This window comes from Bacillota bacterium (genome assembly GCA_012837285.1).
Lineage (GTDB): Bacteria > Bacillota > DTU030 > DUMP01 > DUMP01 > DUNI01.
In genome coordinates, this window is the sequence record DURJ01000033.1 from 1 (window position 1) to 22,295 (window position 22,295).

Genomic DNA, 22,295 nt, shown 5'->3' on the forward strand with positions numbered 1-22,295 from the left:
GAATTACCGGATGGCGTTGCCCCGTCATAAATTTCTTTTGGTCGGGCAATAAGTTTTTCGGCATCGTTACCGTACAGATAAAAACCCCCGTCTGTATCATCCCAGAAATATTTCAGCATGTCCTTGGTTAAGTCCAGGGCATGCCTTAAGTAGTAATGCTTTAAAGTGGCCTGGTACAGCTCAATTAAGCCCCAGACCAGAAAGGCATAATCATCCAGATAGGCGAGATAAGCTGCTTCTTGGTCTCTGTGCCGGGCCAAGAGCCGTCCATCATCTCGGCGCAGATTGGCATTGATAAAAGAGACAGCTTTTTCTGCTGCTTTGGCGTATTTGGTTTTACCCAAGACTCGTGCACCGTACGCTAAGGCTGCAATCATCAAACCGTTCCAAGCGGTGAGGATTTTGTCATCTTTGAAGGGGTGTACTCTTTCATTACGTTGGCTAAAGAGTTTCTTTCGGGCTTCTTCATAACCTTCCACGTATCCTGTCTTAATTAGGTTCGGGATGCATTGCCCTTCAAAATTGCCGCCGGCCGTAATGTCAAAGTCGCGGCAGAATTGGCTGCCCAAGTTGTCGCTCAAGACCTGGTTTACTTCTGCAGGTGTCCATAGATAGAACTTGCCTTCTTCTCCTTCAGAATCGGCATCTTCTGCTGAATAAAACCCTCCTTGGGGGTCAGTCATATCTCGTAGCACATAAGTAAAGATCTCTGCGGCTGTCTTAGCGTATTTACGGTTACCGGTGGCTTGATATGTCTCCAGATAAGCTATGGCTAAAAGAGCGTTATCATAGAGCATCTTCTCAAAGTGAGGAACGAGCCATTTCTCGTCAGTGGAGTAGCGAGCGAAGCCGAAGCCGATGTGATCCCAGATACCTCCGCGGTACATGGCATCCAGGGTTTTTTCCACCATTTGAAGGGCGGCACTGTTACCGGATGTTTTCCAGTATCTGAGGAGAAAAGATAAGTTGTGAGGGGTGGGGAACTTGGGTGCCGGACCGAACCCACCATAACGGGGGTCAAAGTTATCCTCAAAGTAGGCGAAGGCTTTGTCCAGCACTGCTGCCGAAACTTTACCGCCGGCATGGGAAAAGAGATGGGTGCTCACGACTTTGGTTATTTCTTCGGCAGATTTTTTAAGCTTGTTTCTTCTTTCCTGCCACATGGCAGCGATTTGGGTTAGGATATCTGTCAAGCCGGGCATACCGCGAGCGCTCTTGTTGGGGAAATAAGTCCCGGCAAAGAAGGGTTTCTTATCAGGAGTCATAATAATAGTAAGAGGCCAGCCCCCATGACCGGTCATGGCTTGGCAGACGGACATATAGATAGCATCGATGTCAGGCCGCTCTTCGCGGTCAACTTTGATGGCGATGAAGTGCTCGTTTAGGATTTTCCCAATCTCTTCTTTTTCGAAAGACTCGCGCTCCATTACGTGGCACCAATGACAGGTGGAATACCCGATGGATAAGAAAATCGGTTTGGCCTCTGTTTTTGCCTTTATAAAGGCTTCCTCACCCCAGGGATACCAGTCTACCGGATTATGGGCATGTTGCAGTAAGTATGGAGATTTTTCCTTGCTGAGGCGGTTGGCGGTCTTAACGGGAGTATTCAAAGTCTATCCCTCCGCAATTTCGTTTGTTCTGCAGCTAGTATCCACCTTATCCTGGGTTGAAATTCTGCCGGAGGGGCACGTTTTTAACGACGGAAACAAGAGAATGGGCTAAGATACTGAAAAAAGACTACGGAAGGTGCATTCCCATGGTAAGTTGAGGAAGTGAAGAGGAATGCTATCTGAGCTTCCGCCTTCGTGTTATTAAGAGTACGGTACTGATGACCGCTAAGGCTATGATTACGCTGCCGCCTAAAACGAAAGGAGTAAAGTAGCCAAAAGTGTTTTGCCAAGCTCCGTATATTTTGTCCCAAGCGGTTATCTTTTCCCGAGCATAAATTGAAAAGACAAAATCATCCTCAGGAAGAGCGGCAAGACTTGTGCGGTAATGCCTTTCTTTATCTTTGGACAGTTCAATGTTACTGTGGACAATGTAAGGAGCTTCTTCAGGCGTTAGGATTTCCATGGTTAGGTTTTTAAAGCTGTTCCAGTTTTGGGCAGGATTGAGTATATAGTTGAAAGTATAGACAGGCTTGGCCGTCTTTCTTTTGTCCATGGTACCTGTGGTTTTATAGCTGACGCTCATGTTTCTCCTGGAATGATGCGGAAAATCAACTGTATAGATCAACGTCATAACACGTTTGGAATGATTTTGTGCTATCAGGTCATCACTGCTGCAAAAACCCCGGTTTGCCGTTAGAACTCTGTCCAAAGCAGCTGCATACATATTGTAGAGTTGTTGGTCTGGAAAGCCAAAGGATGTTTCCATATCCTCTATTTCCGCTTGTCCCGGGGATGTTTTTTCATAGCCTCTCACGTACCTTATGATATAACTCTTCAAATCCGTTTCCTCGGCCGAAACTGGACAGTCATACAGGTCGGTTTTCTGCTTCAGTTCGCCATCTGTGTAAGCTGTAATGTTAAGATCGATGTCATCACCTAAGACAAGAAGTTCCAGTACTGTCGGTTCATAGCACCAGGATGCAATTCTCACCTTCTGATGGTCTCCCTCATAACTATTAAATCCGTCCACCAGCACCTTTGTGTTCTCATCCTCCAACTTAAATTCAACCGCAAGGTTAATTCTTTGCTCAGTGGTGGGTCTTACTTTTAGGGTGTAGAGTTTCCCCTGCTCATGCTCCGAAAAATTTTGTGCCCGATAGGGTTTGTCGGTAACGGTATCTAAAATATCGGCAAAGATCAAGCTCGCCTTGGTTTCTTGTTGTCCGGGATGGCCGTGAGTGTGACTGTTTATCGCATCCCCAATATATAGGTTGCAAGGCAGTGTGGTACCGTCTACGGATATGTCAATGTCTCCGGCGAAGAAATCTGCTAAAGAGCAGACGAAGGGGAAAGCCATTTGTACGGATAAGTCCTTATCGCTGGGATTTACCATATCATAGGAAGCTGTAACCTGCCCTTCCATGGTATAGGAACGGCTGCTGTCAGCGCCCAAACGAAAAAGCAGTGTTTCAGCGGCTACTTCTACCGGGCAGTTCTCATCAATCACAAGCACCTCGGAGGAGGGGTACCCCTGCCAGAAGGTAGGCCCGGCGTTGGCGAAAACCGGCTGCGGGGCGAAACAAGACAAGAGTAAGCACAGGATAACAAGAGTTTTAGCAACTTGAGCTTTGCCCAACTTGTTGAACAAAAGAAGGACTGCTGAGATGACAGGGAGAATACTCAACATGAATGTATACTCCTTCCGCTCTGGTGTCGTTAAGAGACATCCAGGGCCTTTTTGATGAGAACCTCCTTCTCAACTCGTCCCTGGAAGTCCTTCTTTTTGCCCACTTAAGTATTACATTCCCTACGTCAGTACAAATGCGATATATCGTAGGTAGCAGGAAATATCGTTAATACAGCGAACATCTTATGCAGGAATGCAGTAAACACCATTTAAAAGGAACCGGAAAGGAGTCTCACCATGGCTAATGCTTGGGTACATAGTTTTGGCGGAGCGGTAACTGTGTGCGATAGCGAAGGTAAAATTCTTTACATGAACAAGAAATCCCAATCTACGTTTGCCGGAGATGGGGGTGCGAGACTTATAGGTGGAAACGTTCTGGATTGCCATCCGGAACCGGCTCGCTCTAAATTGGCCACTATGCTCAAGACCAAGGACCGTAATTGCTATACCATCGAAAAAAACGGAGTCAAGAAACTGATTTACCAAGCTCCCTGGTATATGGACTCGGGGGAATACGGAGGCTTGGTGGAACTGTCTCTGGAAATTCCTTCGGAGATGCCTCATTATGTTCGCCAGCCGTAAGGGAAGCAGAAGCGGTGATAGGCCGCCTAGAATCAAATAGAAATAGACCTACTAAGCCCAAAGATACAAGGAGGCATTTAAAGTATGAATTTACTTCACCTTGGCAAAACAGGCATTAGAGTCACGGAGCTTTGTTTTGGGGTGCTACCACTGGGTCCATTACAAAAGAACCTAGCGAAGCAAGCAGCTGTGCAGCTGTTACAAGAAGCCATAGATCTGGGCCTAAACTTCTTTGATACAGCTGAAAGTTACGAGACCCAACCGTATCTCGGTGAAGCTATTGCCGGTCGTGATCGAGAACAGTTGATACTAGCCACCAAATCTTCGGCCTCAACTTACGAAGAGATGCGAACCAGTGTGGAAAAGTCCTTGGCCGAGCTTAAGACAGATTACATCGATATTTATCATCTCCATGCCGCCAGGGTCACACCCACGGTATTTTCTGAGCGAGCCGGGGCGCTGCAATGCCTTCAAGATATGAAGAGCCAAGGCAAGATAAGGGCGGTGGGAATCTCCACCCATTCAGTGCCAGTTGTGGAAGCAGCGGCTAAGAGGGATGACATAGACATTATCTTCCCGATTATTAACAAGCTCGGTCGCGGTATCCAAGGTGGAACGAAGGAAGAAATGGTAGCCGCGATCAGGTCAGCGGCTGCTAACGGTAAGGGCCTCTATGCCATGAAAGCGCTGGCAGGTGGGCACCTGGTAAATGAAGTGCCGGCTGCAATCGAATATGTGCGTACAGTTCCCGGAGTCAGCGCCGTGGCAGTGGGGATGGTGGATAGAGCTGAACTAGAGTATAACATAGAATTGTTTGAACGGGGCCAAGTGTCACCTGAACGCGCAGCTTCCGTTAGAGCAAAGCTCAAGCGGCTCATTGTGCTCCAATTTTGCCGTGGCTGCGGCACCTGCGTTAACACTTGTCCTAACCATGCGTTGAGCTTAGTCAACAACAAAGCACAGGTGGATAATGAGAAGTGTATCCTTTGCGGCTACTGCAATCCCGTCTGTCCCGAGTTTGCCCTGCGACTAGTGTAGCTGCATCACTTTCTTGATCCGCCCATCCGAATCCGAAACAAATCAAACGCCCTGACAGATGGTACTGTTAGGGCTGTCTATTTGTTAGGCTAAATGGTTCTTTCCTATCTGCTAATGCATTTAAGTAGTGACACGAGTCCTTAACAGTAGTCCCCGCCAATGTAATCAGCGGCACTTGTGTTAATATTGGGAGTCATTGGCTAAGTGACAATCTCTCTATCCAATGCTCGATACTGCAGTGCCTCGGCTATGTGTTCTGTTTGGATTTGTTCATGACCGGCCAGGTCGGCGATGGTGCGGGCAACTTTAAGGATGCGGCTGTGAGCACGGGCCGACAACCCCAGATTTGTGTAGGCTGTTTGAACTAGGGCCTGCGATTCCTTTCCCAAACGGCAAAAGCGTTGAACTTGGGCTGGGGTCATCTCGGCGTTACTGCGGGTTGTTGTACCATGGAAGCGCTGGTGCTGGCTAGCTCGGGCGAACTCTACCCGTTGGCGGATGCTAGCAGAAGATTCGCCTGTAGCCCTTGCCGCTGCCAGGTCTCGATATGGCACCCGTGGCACCTCCACGTGAAGATCCAGCCGATCGAGAAGTGGTCCCGAAACGCGTGAGCGATAGCGAGCGATGGCGTAAGGAGTGCACGAGCATTGGCGAGTGCTATCCCCAAAGAATCCGCAAGGACAAGGATTGCTCGCTGCTATCAGAAGTGGACGGGTTGGGAACGTAAAACTGGCTTGGGCTCGGGCAATGGTAAGCCAGCCGTCTTCCAGGGGCTGTCGTAAGGACTCTAGGATAGAGCGTGGGAATTCGGGAAACTCATCCAGAAAAAGCACTCCTAAGTGGGCTAAAGTCAGCTCCCCCGGTCGGGGCAGGCGTCCCCCACCAACCAAGCCGGCCACTGAGATACTATGGTGGGGGGCGCGAAAAGGTCTTTCTGTTATCCAAGGGCGATTGTTATTTAGCAGCCCGGCGGCACTATAGATTTGGCTCAGTTCTAAGGCTTCGTCGAAGGCTAAAGATGGAAGAATCCCTGGCATACACCGGGCTAGCATAGTCTTACCTGAGCCGGGGGGCCCTACCAGGTAGACATTGTGGCTACCGGCGGCGGCGATCTCCAGTGCTCGTTTAGCATGTTCCTGTCCTCGGACCTGGGAAAAATCGGGATAAGCTAACTGGGTGTCAGGCGTAAAAATTTTCTCTGGTACCGGGATAGCTTCACGTATACCCTGCAATACTTCCGCCACTTGGACCAGATTGTCCAGAGCGTAAACTTCGGTTTCCGGTATCCAACCGGCTTCAGCTGCATTGTCCGTGGGCACAAAAAAGGGACCGAAGCCCTCGTGGTGTAAGCATGAGATCAGCGGCAAAATACCGGGAATCGGTCTGAGCGAACCGTCCAAGGAAAGCTCGCCTAGGAACACGGCCTGAGCCCAATTACCCAGCGGCGCTGCTTCCGATGCAGCTAAAATACCTATAGCCAGAGCTAAATCAAAAGCTGGCCCCTCTTTAGGCAAATCCGCTGGGGCTAGGTTAACGGTAATGCGTTGGTTAGGAAACTCGAACCCGCTATTTTTTATTGCAGCCCGGACTCGTTCCCGTGCTTCCCGCACAGCTGTATCAGGCAATCCGACCAGATTAAACTGTGGCAGTCCGTGGGTTACATCCACTTCTACCTTAATAGGTGTTCCACTGATACCGTAGAGGGCAGCGGCATTTACTTGAGCCAGCAAAAGTCAAAACCTCCTTTAGCCCCTTATTCTCCTTGAAATTTGTTTTTCCTGCCCAGGGTTTGTTGCACTCCTATTAGCAAAAACAATTTCTGTTCCCAGGGTGACATAATGGACAGCTTCTACTATAATGCAATAAGAAGGATATGTCGGGAAAATGACGAATGCCGGAGGCGAGGAGGAAGGGGCCTAACAGGCAATAAAGAAGTCAAGAGATTTGGCTGGTAGGGAAAAGTCTGTTAAACGATTACCTTAGGAGGATTAGGTGTTGAATGAATTGGTATCCAACAAGATTCTGATTGTGGAAGATAGCATCTTAAACGCTAGGATAACGGCTGACACTTTGAATATGTATGGGTATAGAACGGAAGTAGTTCGTACAGGCGAAGAAGCGGTAGAACAAGTCTGCAGTGGGCAACGCCCCGATCTTGTACTAATGGACATAGAACTTGGAAATGGAATGAGCGGGATAGACGCCGCCCTCAAAATACATATCAGATGTAACATCCCGATTATATTCTTAACGGCTAATGCCTGCAAAAGAATCACAGAACAAATCAAGTCTGTTACAGCCTACGGTTATGTAACAAAAAGTACAAACCCGTATGTACTGCTGTCGGCGGTGGACATGGCTCTAACTCGTTGGCGGGCGGAGCAGGGACTAGAGCTGTATCGTTGTATTGTGGAGGAATCGCTGAACGAAATTTATGTATTTCACCGGGACACTTTAAAATTCATTGCTGTTAACCGTATTGCCAGGGATAACCTGGGTTATACCATGGAAGAACTGCACAAAATGACACCTCTAGACATTAAGCCTGAAATGGAACGTAGGAGCTTTAAGGGGCTTTTGGCCCCTTTAGTTGGTGGGGAACAGGAAGGAGCCATGTTTCATACTGTCCAACGTCGCAAAGACGGGTCCCTTTATCCGGCGGAAGTACATCTACAGCTTTTGAAGGCCCAAGGAGAAGAAGCATATCTGGCTCTAATTATTAATCTGACAGAGCGCCGAGCAATGGAACAAGAGCTGCGCGAGCGCGAGGGAGTTTTGAGTGCGATTACAGATTCGGTTCACGATGCCATTATTATGATTGACAAACGAGGGAGGGTAGTTTTTTGGAACCCTGCTACTGAACAGCTATTAGGGTATGCCCCGGCAGAGATTTTGGGACAAGATCTGCACCAGTTGTTCCTGCTCAACAGAGAACTACGCCAGAAGCACGAACAGGCTTTTCGCCAATTTCAAGCGACTGGACAAGGGAGTCTGATGGGGAAAAACACTGAGTTGAAATGCAGGCGTAAAGACGGACAAGAAATATATGTGGAAGTTTCCTTATCAGCCGTAAGAATAAAAGATGATTGGCATGCAGTCGGCATTCTCCGTGATATCAGCGAACGCAAGAAAATGGAAGATCAGTTGTACCGGTTGTCGATTACCGATCCTCTCACCGAAGTGTACAATCGGCGTTATTTTAGCAATAAGTTGAATGAAGAAATAGGGCGCACGCGTCGAATTGGGAGGACGTTTTCCCTTGTGATGCTGGATCTAGATCATTTTAAGAGTGTAAATGATCGCTTTGGACACGCAGTTGGCGACTCGGTATTAAAGACTATCGCCAGCGCTATCAGGAGCAGAATCCGCACGACAGATATCTTGGCTCGTTGGGGAGGGGAAGAATTCACAATCCTGTTACCGGAAACGCAGGAAAACAAGGCGGCCTGTTTAGCGGAGGAGCTTCGGACTAACATAGGCAGCTTGGTAATACCGGAGGTAGGTCAGGTAACAGCTAGTTTTGGCATCACCGAGTATGTTCCATCAGACACCGTTGACACTATTATTTTGCGTGCGGACCGGATGACGTACGAAGCCAAGAGTTTCGGGCGCAACTGCATTCGCTGTAGCGGCCAAGGAGAACGCACTTCTAACAGCTAATGTCGCATATAGGTAAAAACCTTGCTTTTTGAGCTTAAATCAATTAATATAACCGTAGTGATTATCATTATGCCAAAAGGAGGCGATAGCTTGACCGGCAGGAGTGAAGTGTACCGCTGTTTGGTTTGTGGGAACATAGTGGAGGTACTGCATGCTGGCCCGGGTGAGTTGGTGTGTTGTGGGCAGCCGATGAAACTGCAAGTTGCGAACACAGTGGACGCTAGCTACGAAAAGCATGTACCGGTAGTGGAGACAGTGCCCGGTGGATTCAGGGTTAAGGTGGGCAGCGCAGCTCATCCCATGATTCCGGAACACTATATCGAATGGATTGATTTGGTAACAGTTGAAGGAAACTGTCGTCGCTTTTTGAATCCTGGCGAAATCCCTGAAGTAGAGTTTAAGTCTAAGGCCGAAACAGCCAGCGCCAGGGCCTATTGTAACTTGCACGGCTTTTGGGCCAGCCAATAGAAAAGGTAGCACTTGCCGGGCCTCGGGCCCGGCTTTTTACATTACCGAATGAAACGTTTCTTAGCATGGCAAGCTAGTGCAAAAGAGGATAGGTGGATAATAACTATGCGGTCGTTCTGGAAGGGATCACTTGGCTTTGGCTTGGTAAATATTCCGGTCCGTCTTTATGTTGCTACGCAAAAGCAAGATATCAAGTTTAGGTACTTACACAAGGAATGCTTGACCCCGATCCAGTATGAAAAGCGGTGCCCTACTTGTGAACGAGAGATTACACCGGACGAGATTGTTTGGGGATATGAATATGAAAAAGGGCAATTTGTGGTCTTAAACGAAGAGGATTTTGAGCGTATGCCTCTTACCACAGCCAAGACCATAGAGATTCAGGACTTTGTACCGGCGGCAGAGGTAGATATGGCCTACTTGGACCGTATGTACTATCTGGAGCCGGCCGAAGGTGGGGCCAAGCCCTATCAATTGCTGCTTAGAGCTATGGAACAACTGCAGCGCTGGGCTGTGGCCAAATTAACTTTGCGTTCTCGTGAGTCCTTGGCTGTGGTTTGGGTTCGGAACAACACGTTAGCACTTAGCACCATGTTTTATGCCAGTGAAGTGCGGTCGACCCAGGGACTAAATATTGACACCGAGACGGTGCAGGTTAGCGACAAGGAACAGGAGCTGGCAGATAGACTAATAGAGGAACTCACTACTTCATTCGCCCCTGAACGTTACACCAGCGACTACCAAGCTGCGCTGGCAGACCTTATTTCTGCTAAAGTGGCGGGGGCAGAAGTGACAGCAGTGACACCGGGAGTACGTACCAAGGTGGTAGATTTGATGGAGGCCTTGCGGGCCAGTTTAGACGAAGTCCAACAAGAACAGAAGAAAACCAAACAGAAGTCCCGGAAAGAGAAGGCCGGATAATGTTACCTCGCTCCTTGACTCCTATGCAGCCTGTGCTTAAGGGCGAGCCGTTTGATAGCCCTAATCATATATTCCAAGTAAAGTGGGACGGTATCCGTTTGCTCAGTTTTGTGGAAGCTGGTATAGTTCGCCTGCAAAACCGCCGCTTGCGGGATCGATCCGATGCTTACCCCGAACTGCTGACTTTGCCCCAGATGCTTCGAGCCGACGGAATATTGTTAGACGGGGAAGTAATCGTACTCGGACCTAAAGGGCCCAGTTTTCCAGCTGTTTTACGGCGGGAACAGGTTACAACAAAGCGACGGGCAGCATTGTTAGCCCAGGAAGTGCCCATTTGCTATATGGTGTTCGATCTGTTATTTGTCGGTGGCCAGTCTCTTCTTGACCAACCTCTAGTGGAACGCCAGCAGCGTCTGCGGGAAGTGCTTACTGCTGATTCCTTAGTACACATAGTAGACAACTTTCCTTCCGGCAGAACTCTGTTTGCCGCGGTAAAAAAGGCGGCGCTGGAAGGTATAGTGGCCAAGAAGAAGAACAGCTCGTATGTACCGGGTACAAAAACAAAGGCCTGGCAAAAAATAAAAGTGCGGCGACAACAGTTGTGCGTGGTGGGAGGTTATCTTTCAGCGGGCCCAAAATTGCGTTCACTTTTGGTCGGTGCCTGGCTAGAAGAACAGCTTCTTTATTTGGGACGCGTCGGCACTGGCCTTACTACTGAAGAGTCAACGCTGCTAGAAAAGACTTTGCCTCGATTGGTGGCGCCAACGTGTCCTTTTGCTCCGGGTCAGCAGGTGCCGGCGGCTCAGTGGACATATCCGGTGCTACCGGTAGCCGTCGAGTTTAGTGAGTGGACAGAAGAGCTGCACTTGAGAGCCCCGAGCATTGTGGGCTTTCCTCAGGTGGAAGCGGCAGATTGCCGATTGGAAAGGTAGGAAACATGGGACAGAACAGAACAGAAATAATTGTAGAAGGCCGCCGTTTGTCTTTGAGCAACTTGAACAAACTGTATTGGCCTGATGACGGCTACACCAAGGGACAATTGGTAGCTTATTATACCAAAGTGTTTTCTTATTTGGCTCCTTACTTAAAAGATCGACCCTTAGTAATAACCCGCTATCCTGAAGGTATTGGGGGACAATTTTTCTATCAAAAAAACTTACCGGCTGGGGCCCCTGACTGGATTACTGTATTTCCTGTACCGAGCGAAGGTAAGAAACGGGTAATTCATTATGTGATTTGCAATGATCTGCCTACTCTGGTATGGCTGGTTAATCTAGGGGCGATTGAACTACATCCCTGGTTGTCCCGGACAAATAATCTGGATTATCCCGATTTCGCCGTATTTGATTTGGATCCTGATTTTCCCAGCGGTTTGCCGGAAGCCAAAGAAGTGGCGTTTACATTGCAGCAACTGTTGCTACGTCTCGGAGCCAAGCCGGTAGTAAAGACTTCTGGGGCCACCGGGTTACACGTCCACGTACCGCTGGCGGGCACGGATACTTACGAAGAAGTAAGAGAGTTTTGTGGCTTGGTGGCTCAGGCAGTGGCAGAGCACAGATCGGACTTAGCTACCGTAGAACGCAGAGTAAAACAGCGCCAAGGAAAAGTATATATTGACTGGCTGCAAAATATCAAAGGACAGACTATTTGTGCACCTTACAGTGTACGTCCTTTGCCCGGAGCACCGGTTTCTACCCCTGTCACCTGGAACGAGTTAGCAACTACAAATAGGAGCGGTAACATCATGAGTATTGAAGAACGGCTATTAAGGCATGGAGACTTGTTTGCTCGGGCTTTGGAGCCGGGCCCAAGCATTGCCCAGATGCGTCAGAACTTAAAGGTAACAGATCTGGCCGGTTCCAATAGGTGAGCGGACTATTTGAGGTCTTTTACTCGATACTAAAGGAGGATTTACAGCCTATTGCCACTAACATAATATATTAGCCTTATGTCGGGGAGGAGAAACAATGTCATCATTGTCGGAGCGAGAGCTGTGGTTGGCTGTGGCCCAGACCCCGGGAATTGGACCACGCTCATTTTATCAATTACTAGAGGCATTTGGCAGTATGAAGGAGTTTTGGCTGGCATCAAGGACAGATGTTAGGTGGGAGGGCGCTTCTTTGGGGCCACGCCGACTAGAGGCGTTGCTCAAATTGAGACGGGAGTTCGATCCGGCGATGACACGCTCTACTTGGGAACAGGCGGGGATAAAGGTAGTTACCTTGCTCGATGATAGCTACCCGACTAATCTGAAGACGATCTTTGATCCGCCGCCGGTTCTCTACTATCGTGGGGATCTGTTAGCCACCGACAGTTTGTCAGTTGGCATTGTGGGAGCTCGTCGGGCTACGCCCTACGGCCGTGAAGTGGCCCATAAGTTTGCCCGCGATCTGGTTCGATCAGGTATTACGGTGGTAAGTGGGTTAGCGCGCGGGGTGGATTCGGCGGCGCACCGGGGTGCCTTAGCAGGCAAAGGGCGTACCTTGGCGGTATTAGGCTGCGGTCTCAATGTGGTTTACCCACCGGAAAACTCGCGCCTGTATGATCAAGTAGCGGCACAGGGGGCTGTACTTACAGAATTTCCTTTAGATACGGCGCCGGAGGCACGGAACTTTCCGCGTCGCAACCGTATTATCAGCGGACTCTCTCGGGCGGTAGTAGTGGTAGAGGCGGCAGTCACCAGCGGCTCGTTGATTACGGCTGATTTTGCGTTGGAACAAGGACGCGAAGTCTTTGCTGTACCAGGTCCCATCACCAGCTCTTTGAGTAAAGGCACTAATAATCTGATCTTTCAGGGAGCCCGTTTAGCCCGAACGGCAGTGGACATAATAGAAGAATTAGGAGTGACCCCAAAGCCCGCTGCGGCTGAAGGTTCTGCTGTGCCAGAGCTTACGGCTGCAGAGAAGAATGTTTACTCCTGTTTTGCCGAGGGTACGGGCAGCATCCATATCGATGAGTTAGTACGTCGGAGCAGGTTGACAGCCCAGGAAGTTACTGCCATACTAATGATGCTGGAGCTTAAGGGCTTAGTAAGGCAGCTTCCTGGAAAGATGTTTTTTCGTCTACCCTGGACTTGATAGAGATTGGCACTAGTGATCAGACGTGGGGGTGTTAAGGAACTGTGAGTAAATATCTATTAATTGTAGAGTCACCGGCCAAAGCAAAGACCATAGAGAAGTTCTTAGGTAAGAACTTTGCTGTAGATGCATCTATGGGCCATGTAAGAGACTTACCTCGCAGCCAGCTAGGGGTAGATGTAGATAACGACTTTAGACCCAAGTACATTACTATCAGGGGTAAAGGAGAGATTTTGAAGAAACTACGAGCCTCGGCTAAGAAGGCGGATAAAGTGCTGCTAGCCTCAGATCCGGATCGAGAGGGAGAGGCTATTGCCTGGCATTTGGCCCATAGCTTGGGAATTGAGCCTACGACCCAATGCCGCGTTCAGTTTAACGAGATTACTAAGGAGGCAGTACGCGAGTCCATTAAGACGCCGCGGGCTATCGATCCGCAGAGGGTAGACGCCCAGCAGGCCCGCCGGGTCCTGGATCGGCTAGTAGGGTACAACCTAAGCCCATTGCTGTGGGAAAAAGTCCGCGGGGGGTTGTCGGCAGGCCGAGTACAATCGGCGGCGGTGAAGCTTATTTGTGACCGACAGCGGGAGATCGACGAATTTAGACCCCAGGAGTATTGGACCGTCAGAGCAGAACTGTTGACACCGGAGCAAGAAAAGTTTAGCGCCCAGCTTGTTTCACACGGCGAGGAAAAGGTTGAGCCAAAAACGGAAGCAGAAGCGGCGGCAATTGCCGCCGCCTTAAGGAAGGAAACACCCCAGGTGGCAGGCGTGGTGGTCAAAGAGCGACGCCGTTCTCCCCGACCCCCTTATATTACCAGTACCTTGCAGCAAGAAGCAGGACGTAAACTGGGCTTTACCGTAAAGAAAACAATGGCTGTGGCCCAAGCATTATACGAAGGTCTGGGAGTGGGCCAGGAAGGTCGCGTAGGTCTGATCACGTATATGCGTACTGATTCCACCCGGGTCTCGCCCCAGGCCCGACAAGAAGCAATGGGGCATATTGCCCAAGTCTACGGACGCGAGTTTATTGGGCCAGGGGTGACTCAGAAAGCCCGGGGCAAGGTTCAGGACGCCCACGAGGGGATAAGACCCACTCGGGTTAGCCGTCGGCCGGAAGATCTGGTGCCCTTTTTGACTAAAGACCAGCTGCGCCTGTACACGTTAATTTGGGAGCGCTTCTTGGCCAGCCAAATGGCGCCTTTGGTGTATGACAGTATTACGGTTAATATTACTGCCGGAGAACTGGGTCTCAGAGCCAACGGGTCGAAAGTTAAGTTTGCCGGCTACAGTGTGCTCTATGAAGAAACAGCCGAAGACGATGAAGACGAAAGAAAATTGGAGCTGCCTCAGCTGGAAGCGGGAGACAAGCTCACACTTGTACGTGTATTGCCGCAGCAGCATTTTACCCAGCCACCACCGGCCTATACAGAGGCCTCTTTGGTAAAAACCTTGGAGGAGAGAGGTATTGGACGGCCCAGTACTTATGCTCCCACCATTGAGACCATCACTAGGCGCGGTTATGTGCAGCGAGAGCGAAGACGATTGAAGCCGACAGAACTGGGCTTTATTGTTACGGACCTGCTGGAGCAGTACTTTCCCGAGGTGGTAGATGCTCAGTTTACTGCCGAAATGGAAGACCAACTGGACTTAATTGAAGAGGGCGAAGCAGTCTGGACCGATGTTGTCCGGGAATTCTTCGAACCGTTTTCAGCACAGGTGGAGAAAGCCAAAGAAAAGATGGGTCCAGTCGAGCTTAAAGAAGAAGTAAGTGACGAGGTCTGTGAACAATGCGGGGAGCATATGGTAGTTAAAACCGGGCGCTTCGGTAAATTTTTGGCTTGTCCCAGGTTTCCCGAATGTAAGAACACGAAAGCAATCCGAGAGGGAACAGGGGTGAAGTGTCCTGTCTGCGGCGGTGAACTGATAGTAAGGACTTCGCGTCGAGGCCGGCGTTTTTATGGTTGTGACCAGTATCCCAACTGTCATTTTGTCACTTGGGATCCTCCCACTGCCAAACGTTGCCCCCAGTGCAATTCGCTTTTGGTACGCAAAGAACCTCGGACGAAGAAGCCTTATTTAGCCTGTAGTAACAAAGATTGCCATTACCGAGAAGCGTTGTCAGCCGCTGAGGATGAAAGTCCGGCTAAAGAGGAAGATAAGTAGTGCTATGAACAAAGAGGTATTAGTTGTCGGCGCCGGCTTAGCCGGCAGTGAAGCAGCTTGGCAAATTGCCAGTCAAGGACTCAAAGTGCGCCTGGTGGAAATGAGACCGCTCAAGCAAACACCGGCTCACCGTACTGGTCTTTTCGCTGAATTGGTGTGCAGCAACTCACTGCGATCCGATGCACTGGAGAATGCGGTGGGACTGTTAAAAGAAGAGATGCGGCGGCTGGATTCCTTGATTATGCAGGTAGCCGACCAGGAGCGCGTGCCGGCGGGAGGAGCCTTGGCTGTAGACCGGGAAGCCTTCGCTCGTACTGTGACGGCCAAGCTTAGCTCCCATCCCCAGATTACGATTGAGCGGAAAGAGGTATCGACGGTGCCGTTGACTGGAGGGGTTTGTGTTTTGGCGACGGGACCTCTCACATCCCCTCAACTGGCAGAGAGTATAGCTGAACTCACTGGTACGGACCAACTATATTTTTACGACGCCGTAGCTCCGATTGTTGTTTTAGATTCAATTAGAAGAGAACACACTTTTTGGGGTTCCCGTTACGGCAAAGGAGAGGAATTCTCGTATCTTAACTGTCCTCTTACAAAAGAAGAATACCTTAGGCTGTGGAACGAAATAGTTAAGGCAGAACAGTATCCCCTGAAGGACTTTGAGGAATTGCGTTTGTTCGAGGGTTGTATGCCGATCGAAGAGTTGGCCCGACGTGGTTTTGAGACTATGCGCTATGGCCCTCTTAAACCTGTGGGGTTAGTCGATCCGAAAACAGGACAGCAGCCTTATGCTGTAGTTCAGTTGCGTCAAGACAACCGAGAAGGCACTTTATACAACATGGTGGGCTTCCAAACGCGCCTGAAATGGAATGAGCAAGCCCGAGTGTTTGGCCTCATTCCGGCATTAACAGCGGCCGAGTTTGTTCGTTACGGAGTAATGCACCGCAACACTTTTATTAATTCACCGCGAGTGCTGAATTCCACCTGGCAACTGAAGGAACATCCACACATCTTGATCGCCGGTCAGCTCAGTGGGGTTGAGGGGTATGTAGAGTCAGCGGCGTCAGGTCTAATGGCCGGTATCAATGCAGCTCGCTTGGCTCAAGGTATTGATCCTTTGATCATGCCACCACAGACAGCCTGCGGTGCCCTGGCTAACTATATCACCGTGGCTAACCCAGAGCATTTTCAACCGATGAATATTAATTTTGGCCTGTTTCCGCTGCTGGAGAATCGCATTAGGAATCGGCGGGAACGCAATATGAAATTGGCCCAACGAGCCTTGGATGCGCTCAAAAACAATTGGCAAGATTTAGAATTATAGGGTTGCCAAAAGATTCTTTTTGTGTTAACATGATCCATGTATTAATATTCACGAGGTGGCTTACCGTGACCTGGCAAGAGAAGGTTGATTCATTTCTCGGTTACCTAACTGATAGTCGCGGCTATTCCAGCCATACGGTAAACAGCTACAAGGGCGACCTAGCTCATTACACCGCTTTTTGCCAGGAACAAGCTGTAGATCCAGCGTTTCCACCCCGGGGATTTCTCCGGGGCTATTTAGGTTACCTGGCGGAACGTGGTTATGCTAGGCGTACAGTAGCCCGTCGTGTAGCTGCACTGCGATCGTTCTTTCGCTATCAGACCCAACTAGTTGGCGGCGATAACCCAGCCGAACAGTTACACAGTCCCAAATTACAGCGCACCCTACCTAAATTCTTGTCTGAAGCGCAAGTGGAGGCATTGCTGCAGGCGCCGGATTCAAAAACACCCCAGGGTTGCCGGGACGCTTGCATCTTGGAGTTCTTGTATTCCACCGGCTGTCGGGTCAGCGAATTGGTTGGTCTGAATGTAGAAGACGTTAATTTAACCGCCGGTTGTGCCCGGGTGGTTGGCAAAGGCCGGCGGGAACGGGTGGTTTTACTGGGCCATCCGGCGATGGCAACTGTGAAGCGGTATCTGCAATCGGGGCGGCCTCGGTTGACTCAGGGTAACACCGCTGAGCGGGCTTTGTTCTTAAACCGGTTTGGTACCCGGCTGACTGATCGCAGTGTGCGTCGGCTAATCAACAAACACACTGAAGCGGCAGCGTTACATTTGCACGTAAGTCCCCACACGTTACGCCACACCTTTGCCACTCACCTGCTGGAACACGGTGCCGATTTGCGCAGTGTGCAAGAACTACTGGGTCATGCCAATCTATCTACGACCCAGGTCTATACCCACGTGACCAGGCGGCGTTTGTATCAAGAGTACAAAGCAGCTCACCCGCGCGCCTAGAGCGAGGGAGGAGGGAGCTTATGTTTCAGGGCACTACAGTTGTGGCAGTGCGCCGCGCCGGTAAGGTGGCCATGGCTGGTGACGGCCAGGTCACCTTGGGTGACAAGACAATTGTCAAGCACGGCGCGAAGAAGGTACGACGACTGCACAATGGTTCTGTTCTGGCCGGATTTGCCGGCTCAGTAGCTGACGCCTTTACTTTATTTGAGAAATTCGAAGCTAAGTTAGAACAGTACCAAGGTAACCTTCAGCGAGCGGCCGTTGAATTGGCTAAGGAATGGCGTACGGATCGAATGTTGCAGAAGTTGGAAGCCTTGCTGCTGGTGGCAGATAGCCAGTTGATATTGATGGTTTCCGGTAGCGGCGAAGTGATTGAACCGGATGATAATGTGGCCGCCATCGGTTCCGGTGGACCTTATGCTTTGGCCGCAGCCAAGGCGTTAAGCCGACATACCGCTTTAGCGGCCGGGGAGATAGCCGCTGAAGCCTTGGCCATCGCGGGCGAGATCTGCGTTTACACCAACGACCGGATTACCGTAGAGGAGTTGTAGTGTTATGCTACAAGAACTGCGTCCCCGCCAAATAGTGGCTGAGCTGGACAAATACATCATTGCCCAAGAAGAAGCCAAGCGGGCAGTAGCGGTAGCGCTGCGTAACCGTTACCGTCGGTCACGTCTGGATCCTGAAGTTCGCGAAGAGATTATGCCCAAGAATATCCTTATGATTGGTCCCACAGGTGTGGGTAAGACAGAGATCGCCCGGCGTTTGGCCAAATTAGTAAATGCACCAATGGTAAAGGTAGAAGCTACCAAGTTTACCGAAGTGGGCTACGTAGGTCGAGATGTAGATGCCATGATTCGTGAACTGGTAGAGACAGCGATCCGAATGGCTAAAACCGAGCGGATGGCTGCCGTAGAGGACAAGGCTCAAGAATTGGCCGAGGTAAGACTGTTGGATTTGTTGGCCCCGTTACCAAAAAAACGCGGCGCTGCTCCTAACCCCTTTGGATTGTTGTTTGGTCTGAGGGAGAATGGTGGGCAGGAAATGGAAGATACTGACAGCGACGCATTTACGGAATTGAAGCTGCGTCGTGAACAGCTGCGGCAGCGGCTTAGCAGCCGAGAAATGGAAGATGAACTGGTGGAAATCAAAGTAGAAGATAACAGTGCTCCGATGTTGGAAGTGTTCTCCGGAGCCGGTGTGGAAGAGATGGGAATAAACCTTCAAGAAGTGCTAGGTAGCATGCTGCCCAAGCGAATAAAAAAAAGGCGGGTCACAGTGGCTGCTGGGCGTCGCTTGCTAGCTCAAGAAGAAGCCCAAAAACTCATAGACATGGATGAGGTGGTGACTGAAGGCATCGAAAGGGCAGAGCAGCTAGGCATAGTGTTTATTGATGAAATCGATAAAATTGCCGGACGCGAGAGCAGTTCTGGTCCTGACGTTTCCCGGGAGGGAGTGCAACGGGATATCTTGCCCATTGTGGAAGGTTCCACTGTAATGACTAAATACGGCCCGGTAACAACAGATCACATGCTGTTTATTGCCGCTGGGGCTTTCCATGTTGCCAAACCATCCGATCTGATCCCAGAGTTACAGGGCCGGTTTCCTATTCGCGTAGAGCTAAAGTCTCTAACCGAGGAGGACTTTAGGAAGATTCTAACGCAGCCGCAAAATGCTATAATCAAACAATATACAGCCCTTTTGGAAACCGAAAGTATAAAAGTCGAATTTACAGACGATGCTATAGACGAAGTTGCTAAAACAGCGACTTACGTGAATCAAGAGATGGAAAACATCGGTGCCCGACGACTGCATACGATCCTGGAAAAGGTGCTGGAGGATATTTCGTTTACGGCCGGTGAAAACGGACCCCAAAAGGTGATGATAGATGCTGACTATGTTAAACATCAATTAGAGGACATTGTGAGAAATCGTGACCTTAGCCAGTACATCTTGTAGTGAATATTGGGGAGGAGTTAAGAATGACATTGTTGGAAAAGACCCGTAGTCTCAATCGGCTGCTACAAAGGTCAGCCGGACATCCGGTGGATTTTGACGAAATTTGCCGAGTGCTCAGTGAGCTCAGCCGAGCCAATGTCTATGTGGTAAGTAGACGGGGCAATATCTTGGGCCATGCCCTAAAAGAAGGTTACAGTTGTGCTGTAATGGAAGCGGATGTACTTAAGGATCGCCGCTTCCCCGGTGCCTTCAATGATCGTCTGCTTCGGGTTTTGGATACGACTATTTTCGAGCCGGACGAGGGAAAATGCGTCTTTGACAGTGAAATGGGTTGTTTGTTTCCCCGACAGGAGCTTTGCTTTGTTCCCATTAACGGAGCCGGTGAACGGCTGGGTTCCCTGATAGTGGCCAAGTTCGACCAGTCATTTATTGAAGAGGATTTGATCTTGGCCGAGTATGGGGCTACTGTGGTCGGCATGGAGATCCTAAGAGCCAAGAGTGAAGAAATCGAAGAGGAAGCCCGCAAGAAGGCGGCGGTACAGATCGCCTTAGGTACGCTCTCATATTCAGAGCTGGAAGCGGTAGTCCACATTTTTGAAGAACTGGACGGTACCGAGGGATTGCTGGTGGCCAGCAAAGTTGCCGATCGGGTGGGTATTACGCGCTCAGTGATTGTAAATGCACTACGTAAGTTCGAAAGTGCCGGAGTTATCGAGTCTAGATCACTGGGTATGAAAGGAACCTACATCAAGGTTCTTAACGACCGCCTACTGGACGAGCTCAAGAAGATCAAGTGACGAAATCGGGTTGGTTAAGGCGTGGGTATCAGCTGCACAGAGAGCCCGTCAGCGAACCGGTCAGGGATGTATCTCCTTGACCGGTTCTAGTGTTTAGGCCAGTGTTAACAAGCGAAAGTAATTGAGTTCTGCCCAGGGTGAAAACGTATTACTGTTCAGCCAAAATAATCCTTTACCAGGTTCCCAGGTAACACTTGGAAGAAATGACCACCAATTCAGATAAGGGAACAGGGACTTATGGCGTTCGCCACCCGGACTTAGTACCTAGGCACTGGTAAAATAATACTGGAAAGGAGGAATTTGAGTAAATATGTTGAAACAGGAACAAGAAAGGCGAAAATCGATTCTTGTTGGCATAAATTGTTTCGGAATGGGTTTGAACCGGTAGTGCATATGGAGGGGGGACAGTGCGCAGTATGATGTCGGAACGGATACTATCGGAACTCGGTATGGGTCTTGATTGGGCCGTGAAAAGGCATCAGGCTATTGCTAATAATATTGCAAATATCGACACACCCGGGTATAAACGTCAAGATGTGGCCTTTCCTGAGGCCTTAGCCCAGGCGGTAAAAAGTGAAGGCTCAAAACTAACGCTCAGACGGACGAACCCAAGGCACTTACCGCCACCGCCTACTGGAAGCCTTTCTGTGACGGTGGAAAGAGGGACTTCACTGCGAAACGATGGGAACAATGTGGATGCCGAAGTGGAAACTGCCGAGCTAGCTAAGAATGCAATGTATTATGATTCCTTGATCGATCGGGCGGGGGGGTATCTACGCAGCCTGCGTCTGGTGATTAGCGAAGGGAGACGGTAATAATGTTCAGCAGTTTTAATATTTCTGCTTCAGGTCTTACTGCTCAGAGGCTGAGGTTGGATATTATCTCCAATAACTTGGCTAACGTTGAGACTACTCAGACTGCATCCGGGGGTCCTTACCGACGCCAGTTGGCGATCTTCGGGGCCAGAGACGAAGAAACCTTTGGTTTTTATCTGGGTCGTGCGTTAAGCGGTCAAGCAGTTGGTGGTGGCGTACGCGTATTGAGGATCGAAGAAGATTCCTCTCCACCTAGACGCGCTTATCAACCTGGGCATCCCGATGCCGATGAAGAAGGATACGTACTTTATCCCAATGTGAATGTAGTTACGGAAATGGTAGACATGATCTCAGCCAGCCGCTCTTATGAAGCCAATGCTGCTGCTTTCAATGCCACCAAAAGCATGGTTGTAAAAGCCCTCGAACTTGGAAGGAGGTAGGTGTCGTTGGAAAAAGTAGGAGCCTTAGCACTTCGGACCCGAAGTCTCGACTTAAGAAGGACAAGCGAGGATAGATCAGGGAGTTTTCGTGAGGTTTTAGCCACTGCGTTGGAAGAAGTCAATGGATTGCAGTTGGATGCCCAGGAAAAAACGCGCCTACTCATCACCGGTGAAGAGATTGAATTGCATCAAGTGATGCTGGCGGCACAAAAAGCAGAACTAGCCTTGGAATTGACGCTGACTGTCCGCAACAAGGTGGTTGAGGCTTATCAGGAAATCATGCGTATGCAGGTTTAAGGCAGTGAGGTGGCAGGCATGGAGTTGCGGATTCGGGAGCTGGGCACTAAACTAAAAGGCTTGTGGAAAGGTGCCGACCGCGGGTTAAGGCTACGCTTAGTCATCGGCGTACTGCTCGGGGTCTCCCTAGTAGCGGCGGTGGTGTTGTTTACACGACCTAGTTACGAAACACTGTTTGCAGACTTAACGCCTGCCGACGCCGGACAGATCACGCAGCGGTTGCAGGAAATGAAGGTTGCCTACCGACTCGGGGACGACGGGAGAAGAATTTTGGTGCCGCGAGGCCAGGTGTACGAGCTGCGTAACCAACTGGCCATGGATGGGTTACCCAAGGGAGGTACCGTGGGTTTTGAGATTTTCGACCAATCTAAGCTCGGCGTAACGGACTTTGAGCGCCGCATGCAATACATACGTGCTTTAAGAGGAGAGCTTTCACGCACCATCAGCCAGATGCAGGGCGTTCGTTCGGCGGCAGTAGAGTTAGTGCTGCCCGAGGAACGCC

21 protein-coding genes are annotated in these 22,295 nt (G+C 50.0%); 18 read left to right on the plus strand and 3 right to left on the minus strand.

Annotated features, from left to right (window positions below):
* Both GX016_01910 and GX016_01915 read right to left on the minus strand, forming a co-directional pair.
* The coding region (locus GX016_01910) for a thioredoxin domain-containing protein (protein ID HHT70319.1) at window positions 1–1,610 on the minus strand (1,610 nt) is incomplete at its 3' end.
* A 175-nt stretch (window positions 1,611–1,785) separates the two neighbouring features.
* Window positions 1,786–3,123 (minus strand): hypothetical protein, encoded by a 1,338-nt coding sequence (locus tag GX016_01915; protein ID HHT70320.1) that lies wholly within the window; start codon window positions 3,121–3,123, stop codon window positions 1,786–1,788.
* Between the two features lie 411 nt (window positions 3,124–3,534).
* Between GX016_01915 and GX016_01920 the strand changes: the two genes are divergently transcribed.
* Both GX016_01920 and GX016_01925 read left to right on the plus strand, forming a co-directional pair.
* Window positions 3,535–3,879, plus strand: coding sequence for a PAS domain-containing protein (locus GX016_01920; GenBank protein HHT70321.1), 345 nt, complete (start codon window positions 3,535–3,537; stop codon window positions 3,877–3,879).
* An 84-nt stretch (window positions 3,880–3,963) separates the two neighbouring features.
* Window positions 3,964–4,917 (plus strand): 4Fe-4S binding protein, encoded by a 954-nt coding sequence (locus GX016_01925; GenBank protein ID HHT70322.1) that lies wholly within the window; start codon window positions 3,964–3,966, stop codon window positions 4,915–4,917.
* A gap of 200 nt (window positions 4,918–5,117) precedes the next feature.
* Here GX016_01925 and GX016_01930 read toward each other — a convergent pair whose 3' ends face one another.
* Window positions 5,118–6,647, minus strand: a complete 1,530-nt coding sequence (locus GX016_01930; protein HHT70323.1) for a YifB family Mg chelatase-like AAA ATPase — start codon at window positions 6,645–6,647, stop codon at window positions 5,118–5,120.
* Between the two features lie 274 nt (window positions 6,648–6,921).
* On the opposite strand from GX016_01930, the gene GX016_01935 reads away from it, so the two are divergent.
* The 16 genes from GX016_01935 to fliF form a co-directional block, all read left to right on the plus strand.
* Window positions 6,922–8,577 carry a diguanylate cyclase gene (locus GX016_01935; protein ID HHT70324.1) on the plus strand — a complete coding sequence of 552 codons (1,656 nt, stop codon included), beginning with the start codon at window positions 6,922–6,924 and terminating at the stop codon, window positions 8,575–8,577.
* A 90-nt stretch (window positions 8,578–8,667) separates the two neighbouring features.
* A complete protein-coding gene (locus GX016_01940; GenBank protein HHT70325.1) occupies window positions 8,668–9,045 on the plus strand; it encodes a desulfoferrodoxin in 378 nt (125 codons plus the stop codon).
* A 105-nt stretch (window positions 9,046–9,150) separates the two neighbouring features.
* Window positions 9,151–9,966 carry a Ku protein gene (locus GX016_01945; protein ID HHT70326.1) on the plus strand — a complete coding sequence of 272 codons (816 nt, stop codon included), beginning with the start codon at window positions 9,151–9,153 and terminating at the stop codon, window positions 9,964–9,966.
* The gene (locus GX016_01950) at window positions 9,966–10,898 is read left to right on the plus strand and encodes a hypothetical protein (protein ID HHT70327.1); all 933 of its coding nucleotides are present in this window, start codon (window positions 9,966–9,968) and stop codon (window positions 10,896–10,898) included. The genes GX016_01945 and GX016_01950 overlap by 1 nt, the downstream gene beginning before the upstream one ends.
* The gene (locus GX016_01955) at window positions 10,880–11,836 is read left to right on the plus strand and encodes a DNA polymerase domain-containing protein (protein ID HHT70328.1); all 957 of its coding nucleotides are present in this window, start codon (window positions 10,880–10,882) and stop codon (window positions 11,834–11,836) included. Before GX016_01950 ends, GX016_01955 begins: the two co-directional genes overlap by 19 nt.
* A 97-nt stretch (window positions 11,837–11,933) precedes the next feature.
* Window positions 11,934–13,043: a DNA-protecting protein DprA gene (dprA, locus tag GX016_01960; protein ID HHT70329.1), complete on the plus strand. Its 1,110-nt coding sequence runs from the start codon at window positions 11,934–11,936 to the stop codon at window positions 13,041–13,043.
* Between the two features lie 44 nt (window positions 13,044–13,087).
* Window positions 13,088–15,205 carry a type I DNA topoisomerase gene (gene topA / locus GX016_01965; protein ID HHT70330.1) on the plus strand — a complete coding sequence of 706 codons (2,118 nt, stop codon included), beginning with the start codon at window positions 13,088–13,090 and terminating at the stop codon, window positions 15,203–15,205.
* A gap of 4 nt (window positions 15,206–15,209) precedes the next feature.
* Complete coding sequence (locus tag GX016_01970; GenBank protein ID HHT70331.1) at window positions 15,210–16,529, plus strand: methylenetetrahydrofolate--tRNA-(uracil(54)-C(5))-methyltransferase (FADH(2)-oxidizing) TrmFO; 1,320 nt, start codon at window positions 15,210–15,212, stop codon at window positions 16,527–16,529.
* A gap of 65 nt (window positions 16,530–16,594) precedes the next feature.
* On the plus strand, window positions 16,595–17,485 hold the full coding sequence (locus GX016_01975; protein ID HHT70332.1) for a tyrosine recombinase: 891 nt from the start codon (window positions 16,595–16,597) through the stop codon (window positions 17,483–17,485).
* A gap of 20 nt (window positions 17,486–17,505) precedes the next feature.
* Window positions 17,506–18,036 (plus strand): ATP-dependent protease subunit HslV, encoded by a 531-nt coding sequence (hslV, locus tag GX016_01980; protein HHT70333.1) that lies wholly within the window; start codon window positions 17,506–17,508, stop codon window positions 18,034–18,036.
* 4 nt (window positions 18,037–18,040) lie between these two features.
* Window positions 18,041–19,444, plus strand: coding sequence for an ATP-dependent protease ATPase subunit HslU (gene hslU / locus GX016_01985; GenBank protein HHT70334.1), 1,404 nt, complete (start codon window positions 18,041–18,043; stop codon window positions 19,442–19,444).
* A 23-nt stretch (window positions 19,445–19,467) separates the two neighbouring features.
* Window positions 19,468–20,241, plus strand: coding sequence for a GTP-sensing pleiotropic transcriptional regulator CodY (gene codY / locus GX016_01990; GenBank protein ID HHT70335.1), 774 nt, complete (start codon window positions 19,468–19,470; stop codon window positions 20,239–20,241).
* Window positions 20,242–20,648: 407 nt separating this feature from the next.
* Window positions 20,649–21,056: a flagellar basal body rod protein FlgB gene (gene flgB / locus GX016_01995; protein HHT70336.1), complete on the plus strand. Its 408-nt coding sequence runs from the start codon at window positions 20,649–20,651 to the stop codon at window positions 21,054–21,056.
* A gap of 2 nt (window positions 21,057–21,058) precedes the next feature.
* Entirely contained in the window at window positions 21,059–21,496 is a 438-nt protein-coding gene (gene flgC / locus GX016_02000) for a flagellar basal body rod protein FlgC (protein ID HHT70337.1), read from the plus strand.
* The gene (gene fliE, locus GX016_02005; protein HHT70338.1) at window positions 21,497–21,793 is read left to right on the plus strand and encodes a flagellar hook-basal body complex protein FliE; all 297 of its coding nucleotides are present in this window, start codon (window positions 21,497–21,499) and stop codon (window positions 21,791–21,793) included.
* A gap of 18 nt (window positions 21,794–21,811) precedes the next feature.
* The coding region (fliF, locus tag GX016_02010) for a flagellar M-ring protein FliF (protein HHT70339.1) at window positions 21,812–22,295 on the plus strand (484 nt) is incomplete at its 3' end.

Excerpts from the sequence above, each read along its gene's own strand:
- GX016_01920 (HHT70321.1), top strand. The coding sequence starts at position 3,535 with ATGGCTAATGCTTGGGTACATAGTTTTGGCGGAGCGGTAACTGTGTGC.
- GX016_01925 (HHT70322.1), top strand. The coding sequence starts at position 3,964 with ATGAATTTACTTCACCTTGGCAAAACAGGCATTAGAGTCACGGAGCTT.
- GX016_01945 (HHT70326.1), top strand. The coding sequence starts at position 9,151 with ATGCGGTCGTTCTGGAAGGGATCACTTGGCTTTGGCTTGGTAAATATT.
- GX016_01950 (HHT70327.1), top strand. The coding sequence starts at position 9,966 with ATGTTACCTCGCTCCTTGACTCCTATGCAGCCTGTGCTTAAGGGCGAG.
- dprA (HHT70329.1), top strand. The coding sequence starts at position 11,934 with ATGTCATCATTGTCGGAGCGAGAGCTGTGGTTGGCTGTGGCCCAGACC.
- GX016_01970 (HHT70331.1), top strand. The coding sequence starts at position 15,210 with ATGAACAAAGAGGTATTAGTTGTCGGCGCCGGCTTAGCCGGCAGTGAA.
- hslV (HHT70333.1), top strand. The coding sequence starts at position 17,506 with ATGTTTCAGGGCACTACAGTTGTGGCAGTGCGCCGCGCCGGTAAGGTG.
- hslU (HHT70334.1), top strand. The coding sequence starts at position 18,041 with ATGCTACAAGAACTGCGTCCCCGCCAAATAGTGGCTGAGCTGGACAAA.
- codY (HHT70335.1), top strand. The coding sequence starts at position 19,468 with ATGACATTGTTGGAAAAGACCCGTAGTCTCAATCGGCTGCTACAAAGG.
- flgC (HHT70337.1), top strand. The coding sequence starts at position 21,059 with ATGTTCAGCAGTTTTAATATTTCTGCTTCAGGTCTTACTGCTCAGAGG.